Source organism: Calyptranema fuscum S582, from assembly GCF_055793305.1.
Map to the genome: position 1 here is coordinate 41,494 of NZ_JBSLYH010000001.1, position 14,458 is coordinate 55,951.

Annotated in this window: 16 protein-coding genes; 4 read left to right on the forward strand and 12 right to left on the reverse strand. The window is 44.3% G+C overall.

Features of this window, described 5'->3' with window-relative positions; translation table 11 throughout:
* Positions 1 to 109 precede the first annotated feature (109 nt).
* The gene (locus tag ACR6Z4_RS00180) at positions 110 to 259 is read left to right on the forward strand and encodes a WD40 repeat domain-containing protein (protein WP_479715184.1); all 150 of its coding nucleotides are present in this window, start codon (positions 110 to 112) and stop codon (positions 257 to 259) included.
* Here the strand turns inward: ACR6Z4_RS00180 and ACR6Z4_RS00185 are convergent.
* The 11 genes from ACR6Z4_RS00185 to ACR6Z4_RS00235 all read right to left on the reverse strand — a co-directional run bounded on the left by ACR6Z4_RS00185 (position 244) and on the right by ACR6Z4_RS00235 (position 9,532).
* Positions 244 to 411, reverse strand: a complete 168-nt coding sequence (locus ACR6Z4_RS00185) for a ribonuclease HepT family protein (RefSeq protein WP_479715185.1) — start codon at positions 409 to 411, stop codon at positions 244 to 246. The two genes, ACR6Z4_RS00180 and ACR6Z4_RS00185, sit on opposite strands and share 16 nt — an antisense overlap.
* On the reverse strand, positions 401 to 715 hold the full coding sequence (locus ACR6Z4_RS00190; protein ID WP_479715186.1) for a nucleotidyltransferase family protein: 315 nt from the start codon (positions 713 to 715) through the stop codon (positions 401 to 403). The genes ACR6Z4_RS00185 and ACR6Z4_RS00190 overlap by 11 nt, the downstream gene beginning before the upstream one ends.
* A gap of 119 nt (positions 716 to 834) precedes the next feature.
* Entirely contained in the window at positions 835 to 1,320 is a 486-nt protein-coding gene (locus ACR6Z4_RS00195) for a Mov34/MPN/PAD-1 family protein (RefSeq protein ID WP_479715187.1), read from the reverse strand.
* On the reverse strand, positions 1,313 to 3,142 hold the full coding sequence (locus ACR6Z4_RS00200; RefSeq protein ID WP_479715188.1) for a ThiF family adenylyltransferase: 1,830 nt from the start codon (positions 3,140 to 3,142) through the stop codon (positions 1,313 to 1,315). The genes ACR6Z4_RS00195 and ACR6Z4_RS00200 overlap by 8 nt, the downstream gene beginning before the upstream one ends.
* Complete coding sequence (locus ACR6Z4_RS00205) at positions 3,142 to 4,308, reverse strand: SMODS domain-containing nucleotidyltransferase (protein ID WP_479715189.1); 1,167 nt, start codon at positions 4,306 to 4,308, stop codon at positions 3,142 to 3,144. Before ACR6Z4_RS00205 ends, ACR6Z4_RS00200 begins: the two co-directional genes overlap by 1 nt.
* Positions 4,309 to 4,353: 45 nt before the next feature.
* Positions 4,354 to 5,883: an SAVED domain-containing protein gene (locus ACR6Z4_RS00210; protein WP_479715190.1), complete on the reverse strand. Its 1,530-nt coding sequence runs from the start codon at positions 5,881 to 5,883 to the stop codon at positions 4,354 to 4,356.
* 1 nt (position 5,884) lies between these two features.
* Entirely contained in the window at positions 5,885 to 6,973 is a 1,089-nt protein-coding gene (locus tag ACR6Z4_RS00215; RefSeq protein WP_479715191.1) for a HigA family addiction module antitoxin, read from the reverse strand.
* Between the two features lie 25 nt (positions 6,974 to 6,998).
* The gene (locus ACR6Z4_RS00220; protein WP_479715192.1) at positions 6,999 to 7,298 is read right to left on the reverse strand and encodes a type II toxin-antitoxin system RelE/ParE family toxin; all 300 of its coding nucleotides are present in this window, start codon (positions 7,296 to 7,298) and stop codon (positions 6,999 to 7,001) included.
* Positions 7,299 to 7,507: 209 nt separating this feature from the next.
* Positions 7,508 to 7,915: a type II toxin-antitoxin system tRNA(fMet)-specific endonuclease VapC gene (gene vapC, locus ACR6Z4_RS00225; protein ID WP_479715193.1), complete on the reverse strand. Its 408-nt coding sequence runs from the start codon at positions 7,913 to 7,915 to the stop codon at positions 7,508 to 7,510.
* Complete coding sequence (locus ACR6Z4_RS00230; RefSeq protein ID WP_479715194.1) at positions 7,912 to 8,136, reverse strand: hypothetical protein; 225 nt, start codon at positions 8,134 to 8,136, stop codon at positions 7,912 to 7,914. The genes vapC and ACR6Z4_RS00230 overlap by 4 nt, the downstream gene beginning before the upstream one ends.
* 262 nt (positions 8,137 to 8,398) lie before the next feature.
* Positions 8,399 to 9,532, reverse strand: a complete 1,134-nt coding sequence (locus ACR6Z4_RS00235) for an ABC transporter substrate-binding protein (RefSeq protein WP_479715195.1) — start codon at positions 9,530 to 9,532, stop codon at positions 8,399 to 8,401.
* Positions 9,533 to 10,371: 839 nt separating this feature from the next.
* Between ACR6Z4_RS00235 and ACR6Z4_RS00240 the strand changes: the two genes are divergently transcribed.
* Positions 10,372 to 10,665 (forward strand): DUF485 domain-containing protein, encoded by a 294-nt coding sequence (locus ACR6Z4_RS00240; protein WP_479715196.1) that lies wholly within the window; start codon positions 10,372 to 10,374, stop codon positions 10,663 to 10,665.
* A complete protein-coding gene (locus ACR6Z4_RS00245; RefSeq protein ID WP_479715197.1) occupies positions 10,662 to 12,239 on the forward strand; it encodes a sodium:solute symporter family transporter in 1,578 nt (525 codons plus the stop codon). Before ACR6Z4_RS00240 ends, ACR6Z4_RS00245 begins: the two co-directional genes overlap by 4 nt.
* A gap of 262 nt (positions 12,240 to 12,501) precedes the next feature.
* Here ACR6Z4_RS00245 and ACR6Z4_RS00250 read toward each other — a convergent pair whose 3' ends face one another.
* A complete protein-coding gene (locus ACR6Z4_RS00250) occupies positions 12,502 to 12,771 on the reverse strand; it encodes a hypothetical protein (protein WP_479715198.1) in 270 nt (89 codons plus the stop codon).
* 999 nt (positions 12,772 to 13,770) lie between these two features.
* Between ACR6Z4_RS00250 and ACR6Z4_RS00255 the strand changes: the two genes are divergently transcribed.
* The gene (locus ACR6Z4_RS00255; RefSeq protein ID WP_479715199.1) at positions 13,771 to 14,442 is read left to right on the forward strand and encodes a sugar transferase; all 672 of its coding nucleotides are present in this window, start codon (positions 13,771 to 13,773) and stop codon (positions 14,440 to 14,442) included.
* Positions 14,443 to 14,458: the final 16 nt, after the last annotated feature.

Sequence of the window (14,458 nt, forward strand, 5' to 3'; positions counted from 1 at the left end):
CACCCAGATGAATTGGCTGAAACTACAATCGTAAGTCATCTCACCACTAACACAGCGCAAAGATTGCAATCATTAATCTTGTGGGTTGTTTGAATCGATCAATTCGCTTTTGCAGGGTCATGCGGCCCCGGTATGGACTGTGCAATTTAGCCCCGATCAGCGATTAATTGCGAGCAGCAGCCTCGACAACACCATCCGACTCTGGGATGTGGAGTCGGGGCTGGGTTCTACCTGTCGGCAGTACTACTTGCTGTGTTGAAGCAGTAATATTCCTTCTGTGCCCGTTGAAAGCACAGCCGCTTGAGTTCGGCGATCGCTCACCAGGGATTGATAATCCATCCCTGCCGTAAAGCTCAAGATTTCCTGGGCGGCGTTCCATATATCCTGAATGGATTGCTGATCACGCGACATAAATCACCCGAGCCGATTTCAAAATATTCTGACTGCGGCTGGTATTCTGACTCTGCTCAATCGATTTCTTCGTCAAAATATCGACTTTCCGCTCAAATAATTCTTCTAATTCATCCTTGATCCGAGCCAGGGTTAACAGCCCTTTTCGGGCATTGGGCGCAAAGGTGATTAATACATCAATATCACTCGTCGGTTTGAAGTCATCGCGTAGAACCGAACCAAACAAAGCAAACTCCGTGATCTGCCAGCGATCGCAGAGTTCTTTAATTTGGGCGATCGGTAAGTCAAGATTCTGAGTCGTCATGGTTAAACTCAGCCACACTGCCTCTTGATCTCCAGTATCTACAATAAACAACTCTTTTTACGTCTAGCTTATTTCGTAGTCTTGTCAGATAATAGCTTAACCACAATTTTTAGTGTAATTTACCTAATTAATTCTAAAAAAGGGCTATTTAGCGGAAAGACATAGACTTTTACATTCCAGTGTTTAGGAGGACTTCCGCCTATAATCAAGAGTATTGGTTCTGGACATTGATAGAGTTTTGATTGTGAAATTTGTTGCATCTGCTCAATATCTTCTTGGCTTGCAGCGGGATCTGCTTGTGGATGAAAATGCCATTCGCCCAAATAAAAGTGCTGTTTTTGCAGCCATAAGGTGTCTAGCCATTGTTGAAGTCCCCGTATACCTCTCTCAAACCAAGTTCTACCTGTTCTCGAATCAGGCGGTGGTTTAGAAATTCCTGTTACAACCGCACAATTGTGTACTTCATTGTAAAAGCCAACAAGAATTCCTCCTGTTTCATGCTTGCCAGCAGAACCGCATAATTGAAGAAGACGGGTTAAATTCTGTTGACTGATTCTAAGTCCAAATTTTTTATCCTCAGACCAGTATTCTAAAAAATCAGTCATCGTAAGTACTACAGTAAACTCGATGAACTCCTGTAAAAATACCATCCTCGTAAATTTGTTCAAAAACAGTCAAGTTTGGATTGAAGATGGGAGACTTTAGCAGTGCCTCCATATGCTTGACTGCAATAGATGCTAACATCCATATATCATCTGAACGTGCTGGAAATACCGGGTTCCAACATCCAATACCCTCTCTGGGTAATTGTTGGTCTTCATACTCCTGTAGTTCTTGCTGAAGCCAAGGATTTAGCTCTTCTCGAAAGATTGTATGGGGAAACTTATTCCCTTGAGATGCAAAGAGAAATAAACGCTTACCTGCTAAACCCAATGATATTGAGAAGAATGTTTTAGTAGATTTCCAGGCGAAACTTTCCAAACGATGAAGCACGACATCGTTTCCTGTGCAATCAAGAATTACTTCAAACTGCTGTAGAGTATCTCTTTGCACTTCATCTTTCGGTGGAAAATCATCATGTACAGCTTCAACCCTTGCATGAGGAGAGACAAAGTTGAGGCGATTAGCAATACCCAAAGATTTAGAGACTTGAAGATACTGTAGATCTAATGTATGACGAGTTAGATTGCCTATAGTGAGAACATCTGAGTCAAGAATTTTTGGATCGTAAACACTACCACGAACTAACATTTCTGCGATCGCTGAAGCAATCGCTCCGGCACCTATAATGAGGACTTTTTTCGTAGTAATCTTTTCAGATAATTTGCCACGAGTTGATATCTGATCTGGGTGCCAGTTTTCTGAATTTATCCACTGTAGATCGACATCTTTGTGGAGAAGAACGGTGCGATCTCGCTGCCAATATCCATTCTCATTTGGTCTAAACCCGTCTGCCGTTTTTGTTCCTTTGGATAAAACAGGTATCAAAGCAGGCTGCCAATGCATTTGATGAGGAAAACTACCGACTTGCTTGGGAATTGGAAAGCCCAGTAAAAGTACATGGGGTTTACCATCTCGAAGAAACCTCAAAACTTCTTTTAGTAAGGTGTCTAGATCACTTCCTTGCATGTGGCAAACTCTTCTAAAATCTCCCCATGTTTCTGGAACTTGCCAAGGCGGAAGGACGGGAGGGGTGCTTAAACGTATCCAAATCCCCTTAGTTGGCTCTTCCTCAATACCTTCCATTACTGCTCCCCAGTTGGGAGTTATTAAACCTTTCCCTTGAGTTGAGTGGAATGTTTTTACAAATAAGATATCGGGTTTCTGCCGTAAAAATGATAAATCAACTAATCCAACTAAATCCGATATACTTTGCCATTGCTTCAAAGACTCAGGGTTTTCGGAGAAAACAATTTTTGTACTCTCCGAAAGAGGGAAATGAGGTAGTTCAAAAGGATCTCCTGCATTAACCAAGCTATTGGTAGAAGCAGCTTGAAGCCAATCGATTGCTCTTTGAAAATGCCAGGAAAGACGTTCGTAAGGATCAAATGGTTCTATTTCATAGCCATGACGAGCAAGAAGATGTTGATCACTTGCCACACAGATTGCACCAGTACGCCAAGGAACTTTACTAATAGAATCGCTGTTAAACATCTGATGAGGAAAAGTTTTTGTAATCCCGCCTCCCTTAGCAGGATAGAACTGAATATCTCCCCACGGGTATTCTGAATCGACCAAAACATACCAATCGGTTGATTGTGGAATGAGGCTGTCAGATAGGCTATCAATACTAATCCTGCAATAAAGCACCCATTGCTCAACATGCTCGTACCATTCCCAGTCTTTGAGGATCACGACCAAGTTAAGTTCGTCAAGTGCTCGACGGGCAACCAAAAGTATCTCAGGAGGCTGTCTCAAAGATTCCATTATCCAAACCGATTTCTTCCAACAGTTGTTTGTCCTTGCCTTGGCGTAAATCCTCCACTTGTAGGATTATTACTGTTGTTTCCATTACCTCCCTTATCAGGAAAATCCTTACCAAAAAGCTTTTGCCAATATTCAATACTTTCGTAAATATCCTCACTATCAAACGCTATTCGAGAAATTTTTGCAGCTTCGCACACTTGAGCATGAAACTCTGAAAAATCTTCGCCAGAAACTCGCTTGAATACATTATGCGTTGGAACTCCATGATCACCCAGTTCTGGATGATTTTGCAAATCCAAAGGTCTTTTAAGTAAGGCATCCCATTTATAGTCAGCCGCAATTTTTTCCAGTGTTTTGGTTACACCCTCTGCAACTGAAGTGATTTCATCGGGACAACATTGACCAATTAAATGTTCTACAGGGTATCCCTTTGGGTATTTAAGTGTTGCATGATTAATTCTGCGCCACCACTTAAGCGCTTTTACAACATTTACATAGTGTTTATTACAACTTCGATTCTTTTCGCATGTCCATTGAATTTGAGCCAACGGATGAGTATCTTGCCACTGTTGTGTATCTTGATCTGGAATCCGAAGAGGGGATATCTTCCACTCAGGCTGTTTTCTAGCGGCATCCAAACGGTTTTCAACAAAAGAAGAAGATTTAGATAGCCTTGTATCAGTAGAAACCCACGCAGTAACCAGCCGCCAATCATCTACAGTCTCCGGTGTATCGTCAGTAGTGACGCTCTCAGATTGCAAAATACCCATTTCACTTTCTGAGGGAGCAGATGTGATAACTAAATCAAGATCCACGTAAGATAACTCAATGCCGAAAGAGCGACCCTGAGGTTCATATTTGCCTTTATAGTACTTATCAAGGAAGGGAATAAATACATTTAGAGCTTTTTCCGGTGTATATTCATCCTCGCTAAGTTTAGTAACAACGATAATATCAACATCTGCTCGTTTACCAGATCGTGGTCGAATAGCAGTTGCACGCCGATAACTACCTTGTAAAAAAGTACTCACAATAATAGGAGATAATACTTCGTCTTCGTGTAGTCTTTTTCTTAAAGTTTTATGACCCGTCTTGTAATCATCAACTTGTTTATCTGTAGAACGGATGTTGGACAGGAAGTCATTGAAATAGGAAGGTAGTTTCATACTTAATTGATGGTGATTCAGGAGATATAGCAAGCGACGCTTAAGTTAAGATAGCGGTGGCAACGTTATGGATTGCTGATAAGCTCCGGGCAGATTAGTGTCAAAGTCATATTCATACAACACCGTAATTCCGAAGCTATGAGCAACCTGTCCAATAAAGAAAGCCAAACCATTAGGCGCGGCGGCAAAAATATGAAGCTTGTTTTGTCTTTCTATGATGGTGCGTTTTGTTTTCAGATAATTAGACAATTGATCGGCTAATAGTTTTGCATGATCTCCATCCAGAATTGCTCGTGGACTGGGTCCACCAGGTAATGTTGCGGAGATAATTCGGCGAATAGGTAACTGATTCTGAGCTAAGTAAAATTTTACATCTTGGGTAATGTCGTGTGTTACTGCGATCGCGATTGCAGTATCCAAATCTTCTTCGGCTAATAATTCTTCGGTAAATGTCCATACTGGATAAACATTTTGGTTAGGATTGAGAGTGGGATGCCAAATTAACCGTCCAGATCGTGTAGATTGTACGACTGCTACATCAATACCTGATTTGGAGTTGAGACAGTAACCTGCTGCAAAGGCTACTGAAAGATGGGCATGAAGATGGAGGTGGCAGATTTGACCAGGATTTAAGGCTGCAAGAAAATGTTGTATTTCTGGGTAGACTCGCTCCTGCCATAACTCAGGAGATTTAATATCACGTCCATCAAACCAACGCAAAAGATCTAGCATCGCATCAGTTTCATCTTCCAAATTCTCTGCCCAACGCAGAAAACTTCGGATACCTACTTGATAAGCACTTGGTTTAGAAGTGGGTAATTCCATCCATAGATTCTCCCGCTTACAAATAGCTTCAACGTCAGAACGAACAAATTCAGTTTTGCCACTCTGGATCAATCTGCGTGCTAAATCGTCATAAGGATGAATAAGCACCCCTTCTTCAACAGTCTTTAGCCCTGCCTGATATAGCTTATCGTTGAGTTTCTCACTAAGTTCTGTAAGAGTCTTTCCAGACAATATTCGCAACGGCCGCAGTAATACTCTTAATTCATCATCTGAATCAAGTTTTAAGTGTTCACGCCAAGTTTTCCGAATTCGTCCCATCTTTGATTTGTCACCCCCCTGAGCTAATCTATGCCAGTCCAATCTGCCATCTGCAACAGAATGGATTTCTGCAAGTAGATCATCAGGATGGATTTGCCAAGGTGAGTAAAGAATGAAATGTGCTTCTGTCCCATTGGGAGCAAATCGTTGCTGTGCATTCTGGAGACGCTGAAGGATGGAAACAGAAGCAGCGTTGATGAAAGTTGGATCCATCATGCCTTGCCATGTAAAAGCTCCAGCGGAAGTAACATGGAATTTAACTTGGTAGTACTCTGCAAGGAGCGCGTTACCTTCGTCATCTACCATGTCATCGTAGTAAACTACAACATCATCAAAGGACTTGACTCCGTTTGCTTCATAAGCAACTTTTACCACTTTTGTTAGCGGGGTGAAGAGGCGACAAGCTTGAATCCAGAACCAACGCGCTTGATAGTCATCTCCTTGAATCCGAGCAGCAATAGCTCTTGCCATACTATTTCACCGTACCTACTACTGGTTCAAGGAATGGGCTAGCTTTAACTAGTAATGACCTCATATTTTTATGTGGAACTAACTGATCGTTGTGTAAACGCCCCAAAATAATTCCCGGATGTCGTTTTTGCTTCTGTGCAAATTCTTCGATCGCCTTCCGAGAAAATCGAGGTCGGTGCTTTGCAACAAACTCTTGGAGTGCGATTGGATCAATTAGCCAATTCGCAGCTAGTTGGTTTGCTTCTGACTCTTCATTATTCACTTCCAGATTTCCCAGATCATCTAAATAGCTACCTTGGTGTCCTGCTACGACATGCCCCAGTTCATGCATCAGCGTGAACCAGAATGAATCAATACGGTCATATCGCAAAGTTAGTGCAACAACTGGACGACTACCCAGATAAAACGCAGCACCATCCAGATAAGTTTTGCTCAAGTGAGGCACAATCACAAAATGAACTCCCAATGCTAAGAGCAAGTCAGGAACGTATTGCACACCCTCTGGTTTCTCAGCAAACTCCAGAATCTTAGGAATTGCAGCCTGTAATTTGTCTCGATCAAACGAAGCTACCTTTTGCTGTTTTGCCAGGTTCTCCACCTGCTTTGCCCATGCTAATTGAGCAATGCTCTCTGGATTGCGCTCTTGAGAACAGCGAAAATTGATAGTTAGACGGGGCTGATCATTGATCGAGTCGATGTCGAAAAAATCACAGACTCTCCTTTCTAATTCTTCAATTGAATCAGTTGCTTGAATCCATCCTCGTTTGATTAATTCTGAAATCGGGGCAAGACTATAAAGCCGGCTTTTACGAGCAATGTTCTGTCCCTGCCCCTCCTTTTTAGCAAGATGTAAGCGATAGTTGGTTTCCAAATTCGTCCAGAATTCAGCAGATGTCCCAAAAGCCTCTGCTAGTTCTAGAGCAGTTTCGGGTGTAATTTGCTTTTTTGCCTGGATAATTTCATTAATCGTTTGAATAGGTCGCCCTGTAATTTCTGCCAAGTCTTTTTGCGTCCATCCACGAGTTTCTAACTCACGCATCAGAATCCGTCCGGGTGGTGGAACTCTGGCAGGTGATAACTGTTGGGTCATTGCTATCTCTCCCCTTCTTCTGCGATCAGTGATAGTCTTCAATATCGATGATCTGGAGGTATGAACCGTCCTGGTCTGCTTCTAACACGACAACCAGTCTCCATTGTTTGTTCAATCGCAGCGATCGCTGTCCCTGTTTGCCACGCTGCCCAGATAACTTCTCAAAGTGAAGCCCTTTATTGGCATACAGATCCCGTTCATTCAGTGCGGCACCAATAATCGCCATGACTTCAAAGAAATCATCAATTACATTGGGGTATTTATGCGCATTTTTCTCCTCCGTATAGAGGGCTTCGAGTTTCTTGTCTTTAAATCGGAAACGCACCTCGCCCCTCCAAACTACCGAAGTAATCTAGGTTTAATTCTATACCTAAGATTCGGCTTTGGGGTGAATGACTGAATCCATTTTAATAGATTTCCACAAAAAAGGGTACAAAGTTCTATCACTCTACCGTTCAAATGCAAGAGCGATCGCACGATTTAGATTGACTTTGCCGATTTTGTACCTAACTCATTCTTCTATAAATTTTTTGCTTAAGCTTCAACTTCCCAATCTTCAAGTTGCAATCCATCCACCCGCTCAAATTCTCGTGTGTTGTGAGTGACCAGGGTAAGATTATTTGCTAGAGCGATCGCGGCTATTTGTAAGTCATAGGCTCCAATCGGTGTTCCGTTAGTTTCTAACTGCGATCGGATCACCCCAAAGGTCATAGCCGCAAGATCGTCAAACGGAAGTGAGACAAATTGCGCCAAGAATGTCTGCTGTAAAGCAAAGTTACGTTCTAGATCGGCACTTTTCATTGCCCCAAAGCAAAGTTCTGCCTTGACGATCGAACAGACGGCAATCTCTTGATTTGGAATTGACTCAAGTTTCTGTTTTAAGTTTAAATTTCTGCCTTTTAGATAGATGATGCAGACATTGGTATCCAGCAAATAGTTCATTCCAAAGGTTCGCGTTCAGGTTGTTCGGGTTGAGGGTGTCTGAAGAATGAGTCATCCTGGATGCAGCCGTAAAACTGTGAAAGATCGACTGCTTTAGCATCTTTGGGCAAGCTAGTTTGATAGACAATGATAACCTCAATATCTGTGTCTTTCATATTCGGTAAATGCACCTTTAACAGACCATCGCTACCAATATGAGATTTTAGTTTGATACTCTGCATCGTTCTTCCTCCATCCCGATAAACTGACACACTCACCCAATTCTGGCAAAATTCTTTGTAATTCGGCTATTGCTGCTTGCGGTTCACCGATCGCTTCCTGATGATGAGTGGGTTGGGTGACTCACCGTTTTTCTGTATGCTCTTGTCCTTCAACTGTAGCGATGTCTGTATGAGTGCTTTTTACTAAAAGCGATCGCTTTTAATCAAGCGATCGCTAACTTTCTGGATGCTCAGGGATCAGATTGAAATGAGGGCGATCGCGTTATGCACTGCGCAACTCTGTCCAGTACTTGTCATACAAGTCAATGGCATCGTCTACGGGCGCGATCCCTTCACAGTTTGCCAGCATTTCAGTCGTGGGATACAAGTCGGTATTGTCTTTCAACTCGGCTGGCAACAACTCAAACGCTGCTTTGTTCGGTGTCGCAAACGTGAGTTGTTCGACGGCATAGGCGGCATTTTCAGGTTCTAACATGAAGTTGATCCAGGCGTAGGCAGCGTCCATATTGGGTGCAGTTTTGGGAATCGCTAACGTATCGGTCCACACCGATGTGCCGCTCTTAGGAATGACGTACTTGAGGTTGGGATGATCCGCAGGTAACGCATTGCCAACAATGGAGTAGGTCATACTCAAGCTCAGATCGCCTGCAATCAATTGATCTTCCCAACCAAAGGATTGAAAAGACGCGATCGCGGGTTTCAGTTCCAATAGTTTTTGATAGGCTTCTTCCAACTCTTTCGGGTCGGTGGAATTGTAGGAATACCCCAGAGATTTCAGAGTGGCTCCCATCACTTCTCGCACATCATCAAGCAACGTGATTTTGCCCGTTAACTTATCTGTGTTGTCCCAAAGATAGTTCCAATCGTCGGGCGCAGTGTCTAAAACGGTGGTGTCGTAGATAAACCCAGTTGTGCCCCAACTGACAGGAATGCTGTGGGCATTTTCGGGATCATAGGGAGGGCTTTGCCATTTATCGAGGAGTTGGTCTAAGCCTGTGAGACGAGCATGATCAACCGTTGCCAGCAACTCTAACTCGATCATCTGTTTGACCATATAGTCAGACGGGTAGATGATGCTGTACTGGTTTCCTCCACCCGCCTGAAGTTTGGCAAGCATGGTTTCGTTGGCGTCGTAGATATCGGCAACGACTGCAATTCCAGTTTTTTCAGTAAACCGTTTGTAAACATCCTCGTTGGAGTAGTCTGCCCAGGTATAGATATGCAGAGGCTCAGAGGAACCTGCCTGGGGCGTCGTTGAGGCGTCTGTAGATTCGGACGACGATGAGTCGGATGGCGATCGCTGACAATTGGCTAAAACAAGGCTGGAAACAGCACCGGCAGAAAATTGTAAAAAACGTCGCCGGCTGGGATTGAGTTGGGGGGCAAATTGTTTCATCGGAAATTTGGGGGAATTCGAAGTCAAGAGGGCTAGTCCTTTTGAGCAGAGTTGACTAAATAGTGTACAGCGCAATTGCTATAGAAGATTTTAAGTTTGGTAATGAGGTCAGGAGCCGCGATGAATTACACCTATTCCTCTTTGTTTACAGACATTTTCAATGGCTTAAGCTACAGATTTTTTGTTATGTGCCGCGCTCCGCGCGGCACATAACAAAAAATCTAAACATCTTCAAGCGCGAAGCGCTGTAAGAGCGTGTTTAAGAGAGCGACGGCGAAGCTGTCGCTTGCTTAAAAAGAAGTAGGGTTTGCTCAATTCATGAACGTCAGTAATAAGGAGATTTCTGCTCAAGAAAATACCTGAATTCCTGCGTTTCGACTTCGCTCAACGCTCGAAGTTTGTGGGCTGAGCGAAGTCGAAGCCCAGATCAAAGGGTAAATTTACTCTTAGAAATCTCCTAAGAACTTTTAATCTAAAAACTGTAATATAACGATTTAGCTGTATAAGTATATTTACGGTTTTCTATCAGGCAAGGAACTCGCAATCAGGTGTTGTGGAGTGACGGAGCTGCACCATAACAAAACTGGGATTCATTAAACCGCAGATCCCGGTGTATATTGCAGCGATTGCCGTTCTCAGAGGTTGACCCAGTCAAACTGTAGCATTAGCGATCAATACTCTGGCAGTCAGTATTAACCCTGTCATCGGTCAGTAGAATAGGGCGATCGCCACGCTTATTTAACTACATCGATATATTCTTAACAGTTCATTAAGGAGATGAGATCAGGCGATCGCTTCTCCCCTAGAATGATCCAAATTGAAACTATTGATACAAATCTATGAACGATCGTCGTATGCAGGCAGTCACAAACCTGGCAGCAGAGCGATGGCGGTTTTCGCTATGGCTCACCATTGCCATGATGGTGATTTACTTTGGGTTCATTTTGTTGATTGCCTATAACAAACCGTTGCTAGGCACATTAATTGTGCCGGGGTTGTCGCTTGGCATCTTATTGGGTGCCCTCGTCATCGTCTCCGCCTGGGTTCTGGTTTATATCTACGTCCGCTGGACAAACCACTATTTCGACAAAAAAATTTCCAACATTCGTGCTAACCAACAAATCGAGCAATGAACACAACGCTGGGGCAATTTAATCCGACTGCGATTCTCTTTTTCTTTATTTTTATTGCCATCTCTTTAGGCATCACCTATTGGGCGGCACGACGAACCACCAGCACAGCCCATTACTATGCCGCTGGGGGCAAGATCAGTGGGTTCCAAAATGGGCTGGCATTGGCAGGCGATTATATGAGTGCTGCCAGTTTTTTGGGCATTGCTGGACTGGTTGCCCTCAATGGCTTTGATGGCTTGATTTACTCCATCGGGTTTTTGGTTGGCTGGCCCATCGTCATGTTTTTGATTGCTGAACCGTTGCGCAACCTGGGCACCTACACCTTTACTGATGTGGTGGCATTCCGGCTAAAACAAAAGCCTGTGCGCATTGCGGCGGCGATCGGCACACTGGCAGTGGTGAGCTTTTATTTGATTGCTCAAATGGTGGGTGCAGGTAATCTGATCAAGCTGTTGTTTGGTCTCGATTATGAGCTTGCCGTGATGATCGTGGGCGGTGTAATGCTGTCTTACGTAATTTTCGGGGGCATGATTGCTACAACCTGGGTGCAGATTATCAAGGCTATTTTGTTGTTGGGTGGCACAGTCGTTTTGGCAGTCTGGGTTTTGTCTAAGTTTGACATGAGTCCCATTGCTTTATTTCAAGCTGCGTCTGACGAGTATGGCGTCGGGGTTTTGGCTCCGGGTAAGCAGGTGTCTGATCCGTTAGATGCGATTTCTTTAGGGCTGTCGTTGATGCTGGGCACTGCCGGATTGCCTCATATCTTGATGCGCTTTTACACGGTGCCCAATGCCAAGGCTGCCCGGACATCTGTGGTGTATGCCACGATCCTGATTGGCTTTTTCTATCTGCTCACCTTCATCCTGGGCTTTGGTGCGATGGCATTGGTTGGTCAAGATGCCATTAAGCAAGTCGATGCCGGAGGCAATATGGCAGCTCCGATGCTAGCCGAAGTGTTGGGTGGAGATGCATTCCTCGGCTTTATTGCAGCCGTTTCCTTTGCCACGATATTGGCTGTGGTTGCGGGTCTAACGCTTTCTGGGGCGGCTTCACTCTCCCATGATTTGTGGGTGAATGTGGTACGGCACGGTCATGCAGATGAAACAGAGCAATTTAGAGTGGCACGGGGCGCAACGTTGCTGCTAGGTGTGCTAGCTATTATTTTGGGGATTGTGTTTAAGGGGCAGAATGTGGCGTATATGGTGGGGTTAGCCTTTGCGATCGCCGCCAGTGCCAATTTCCCGGCTTTGTTGATGTCAATGCTGTGGCGACGGTTTACGACCAAAGGAGCTGTCAGCAGTATGTTGGTGGGGACGGTGTCATCCTTGATTCTGATTTACCTATCGCCTACGATTCAAGTCACCATTCTCAAACATGCTACTGCGCCTTTTCCCTTAAAAAATCCGGGTCTAGTCTCTATTCCTCTCGCCTTTGCCGTCGGTATCCTTGTTTCTTTATTGACGAAAGAGCGATCGGCTGAAGCGAAGTTTGATGAAGCAGAACACCGGATTCATATGGGTGAATTGGGTATCGAAGAGCAACCGGCGCTGCCAATCCTCAGCGATCCGTATTAAGGACTGATTCAAAACTTGATGGTTTGTACCCCAAAGACACAAACCATCAACGTTATAGCGATTTTCAATCGCTTACAACCAGACTGTTTTTGTGAGAGCCGCGCTCCGCGCGGCTCTCACAAAAATAACTATGGCTTACTCAAGTGCAACGCGCTGTATACCGTAGGATCATGGATTTATCACCTGCGATTCCATATGAGCGCGCCACGGCAGAGCCGTGGCGCGCTCAAACAAAATTGTTGAACGATATCAGCTGCCACCGTTACCAGCAGTACAGTGGTTTGCCTGCTTTTTCAATCACAATGGTTTTAATCGAAGATTTCAATCGAGCGATCGCGGTCTGCAATTTGCATTGCTCTTCATCAAACCGCCAGCTTGTTTCCATATCTTTACAGTTAATAATCAATGTATCTGACGTCGCAAACGCATAAATAATGCCCTCTCCATTCAAGCCGCTGGATGATAGAATCTGGCGACCAACCTCTTGAGCATAAGCGACTTGTTCTAATAATATTTCTGCGATCGGATTCATAGCTAAACCTCAATTTTGCGTGCCCAAATCTGCCCTTCCCGCACAAGGTGGAAGGCTAAACGTTACGTAGGATAAAGAGCGTTGCTGATTTTTGGGATGGGTTTGAATGTGAACCCTTTAGGTTCATATTCAAACCCATCCTGCTCTTGAGCAAGGCTGGATAAAGAGCCGACTCGAACAGGTGTTGAGATCCGAATGGCTGCTTTATTCCTGAATTTAGACGAAGAAGTGTGGAAACTTTCTATCTATTTTGTATCGTATTTTACTGACAAATAAAAATAGGCTAATTTTTGGAAAACTTAAGAATTTATCGTCAACTCCCTGTGGCGATCGTTGAGACAGTTGCTATAGGTGCTGCACAAGGCGCATTGAGGGTATTGTCGAACCATCTATGGCAGTTCTAAATGAGCTGTAAGATAAGCGGGTTGTGAGAGGCGTACCCCGAAGGAGTACGCCTCTCACAACCCACTGGGGATTGCGGCAGTCCTAAAAAAATCATGACTTTTTGGGGACTACCGGAATTGCTATGTGAAATTTGGGATGAAATAGCTTGCCCATGGTGCCTATGGCTTTCGGCAAAGTGGCAATACGGTTGAAAGCCTTTTCTTTATAGTGTTGAAAGCTTGACGTAGTTTTACAGCCTATCCAGAACGTTGATTTTTCCTACCCTGTGGGCACGTTCAATCATCCTTCTAATTACGTTAGTGTTTGTCTGACTAGTGGTCTGTCCATTAAAAATTGACGGTTAAAACGGGTGATGTGCCGCACTTTGCGCGGCACATCACCCGTCAGAAAATACTTGACCAAGCACTAGTACACCAACTTAAAAGTTTTAGAGGGGGTGGAGGGGGGAAAACCACCTCTTGGGGGCACAGCCCCCAAACCCCCATGTTGCAAAATTTCGTGTTTGCAACACTAGGTGATTGAATCAGGTTGGATAGCAGAATTTTATCAAACCCTGTAACCACAATCCATTTTGTAATGAATGAGTGACTGCCAATGTTAACCACACCATCTTGGACACAAGAGCAATGGCAGGCTATTGAACGAGCCTATTGGTCTAAACCTAAAAGTCTGCGCGTCTATTTGATGCTCAAACGCATAGCAGATGTGATGCTTGCCAGCATCGGTCTGGTTTTATTGCTACCCCTGTTGATTGCGATTGCGATCGCCGTTCGCTTCAGTTCTCCGGGTCCGATTCTATTTGTGCAAGAGCGCTTAGGAAAATTGGGGCAACCCTTTTATATCTACAAATTCCGCACGATGGTAGATGGAGCAATTCATATGGGGGCGGGGCTGGACACCTATAAAGGAGATCCACGGGTGACAGCGGTAGGGCGGTTTTTGCGGGAATATCATTTGGATGAGTTTCCCCAACTGTTAAATGTTGTCCGAGGTGATATGAGTTTAATTGGTCCCCGTCCACTTTTACTCGAATCATTGGCAACCTATAGTGATTGGCAGAAAAAACGCTTGCTCATGTTACCGGGAATGACGGCGTTAGAAGCTGTCAAAGGGGGGTTGGAAAATGATTGGGATGAACGCATTCGACTGGATGTCTGGTATGTCGATCACTGGTCGATCTGGCTTGATTTAGTCATCTTGCTGCGCACGATTCCAGTTGTATTACGCAAAGAAGGCGTATATGCAAAAAACACGTTGCCCTATTAACAACGGAGAACACCGA

What these genes read in the sequence shown, in the direction of transcription:
- ACR6Z4_RS00230 (WP_479715194.1), bottom strand. Translation starts at nt 8,136, where the DNA reads ATGCAGAGTATCAAACTAAAATCTCATATTGGTAGCGATGGTCTGTTA.
- ACR6Z4_RS00205 (WP_479715189.1), bottom strand. Translation starts at nt 4,308, where the DNA reads ATGAAACTACCTTCCTATTTCAATGACTTCCTGTCCAACATCCGTTCT.
- ACR6Z4_RS00240 (WP_479715196.1), top strand. Translation starts at nt 10,372, where the DNA reads ATGAACGATCGTCGTATGCAGGCAGTCACAAACCTGGCAGCAGAGCGA.
- ACR6Z4_RS00200 (WP_479715188.1), bottom strand. Translation starts at nt 3,142, where the DNA reads ATGGAATCTTTGAGACAGCCTCCTGAGATACTTTTGGTTGCCCGTCGA.
- ACR6Z4_RS00195 (WP_479715187.1), bottom strand. Translation starts at nt 1,320, where the DNA reads ATGACTGATTTTTTAGAATACTGGTCTGAGGATAAAAAATTTGGACTT.
- ACR6Z4_RS00245 (WP_479715197.1), top strand. Translation starts at nt 10,662, where the DNA reads ATGAACACAACGCTGGGGCAATTTAATCCGACTGCGATTCTCTTTTTC.
- ACR6Z4_RS00255 (WP_479715199.1), top strand. Translation starts at nt 13,771, where the DNA reads ATGTTAACCACACCATCTTGGACACAAGAGCAATGGCAGGCTATTGAA.
- vapC (WP_479715193.1), bottom strand. Translation starts at nt 7,915, where the DNA reads ATGAACTATTTGCTGGATACCAATGTCTGCATCATCTATCTAAAAGGC.
- ACR6Z4_RS00250 (WP_479715198.1), bottom strand. Translation starts at nt 12,771, where the DNA reads ATGAATCCGATCGCAGAAATATTATTAGAACAAGTCGCTTATGCTCAA.
- ACR6Z4_RS00235 (WP_479715195.1), bottom strand. Translation starts at nt 9,532, where the DNA reads ATGAAACAATTTGCCCCCCAACTCAATCCCAGCCGGCGACGTTTTTTA.
- ACR6Z4_RS00190 (WP_479715186.1), bottom strand. Translation starts at nt 715, where the DNA reads ATGACGACTCAGAATCTTGACTTACCGATCGCCCAAATTAAAGAACTC.
- ACR6Z4_RS00185 (WP_479715185.1), bottom strand. Translation starts at nt 411, where the DNA reads ATGTCGCGTGATCAGCAATCCATTCAGGATATATGGAACGCCGCCCAG.
- ACR6Z4_RS00210 (WP_479715190.1), bottom strand. Translation starts at nt 5,883, where the DNA reads ATGGCAAGAGCTATTGCTGCTCGGATTCAAGGAGATGACTATCAAGCG.
- ACR6Z4_RS00215 (WP_479715191.1), bottom strand. Translation starts at nt 6,973, where the DNA reads ATGACCCAACAGTTATCACCTGCCAGAGTTCCACCACCCGGACGGATT.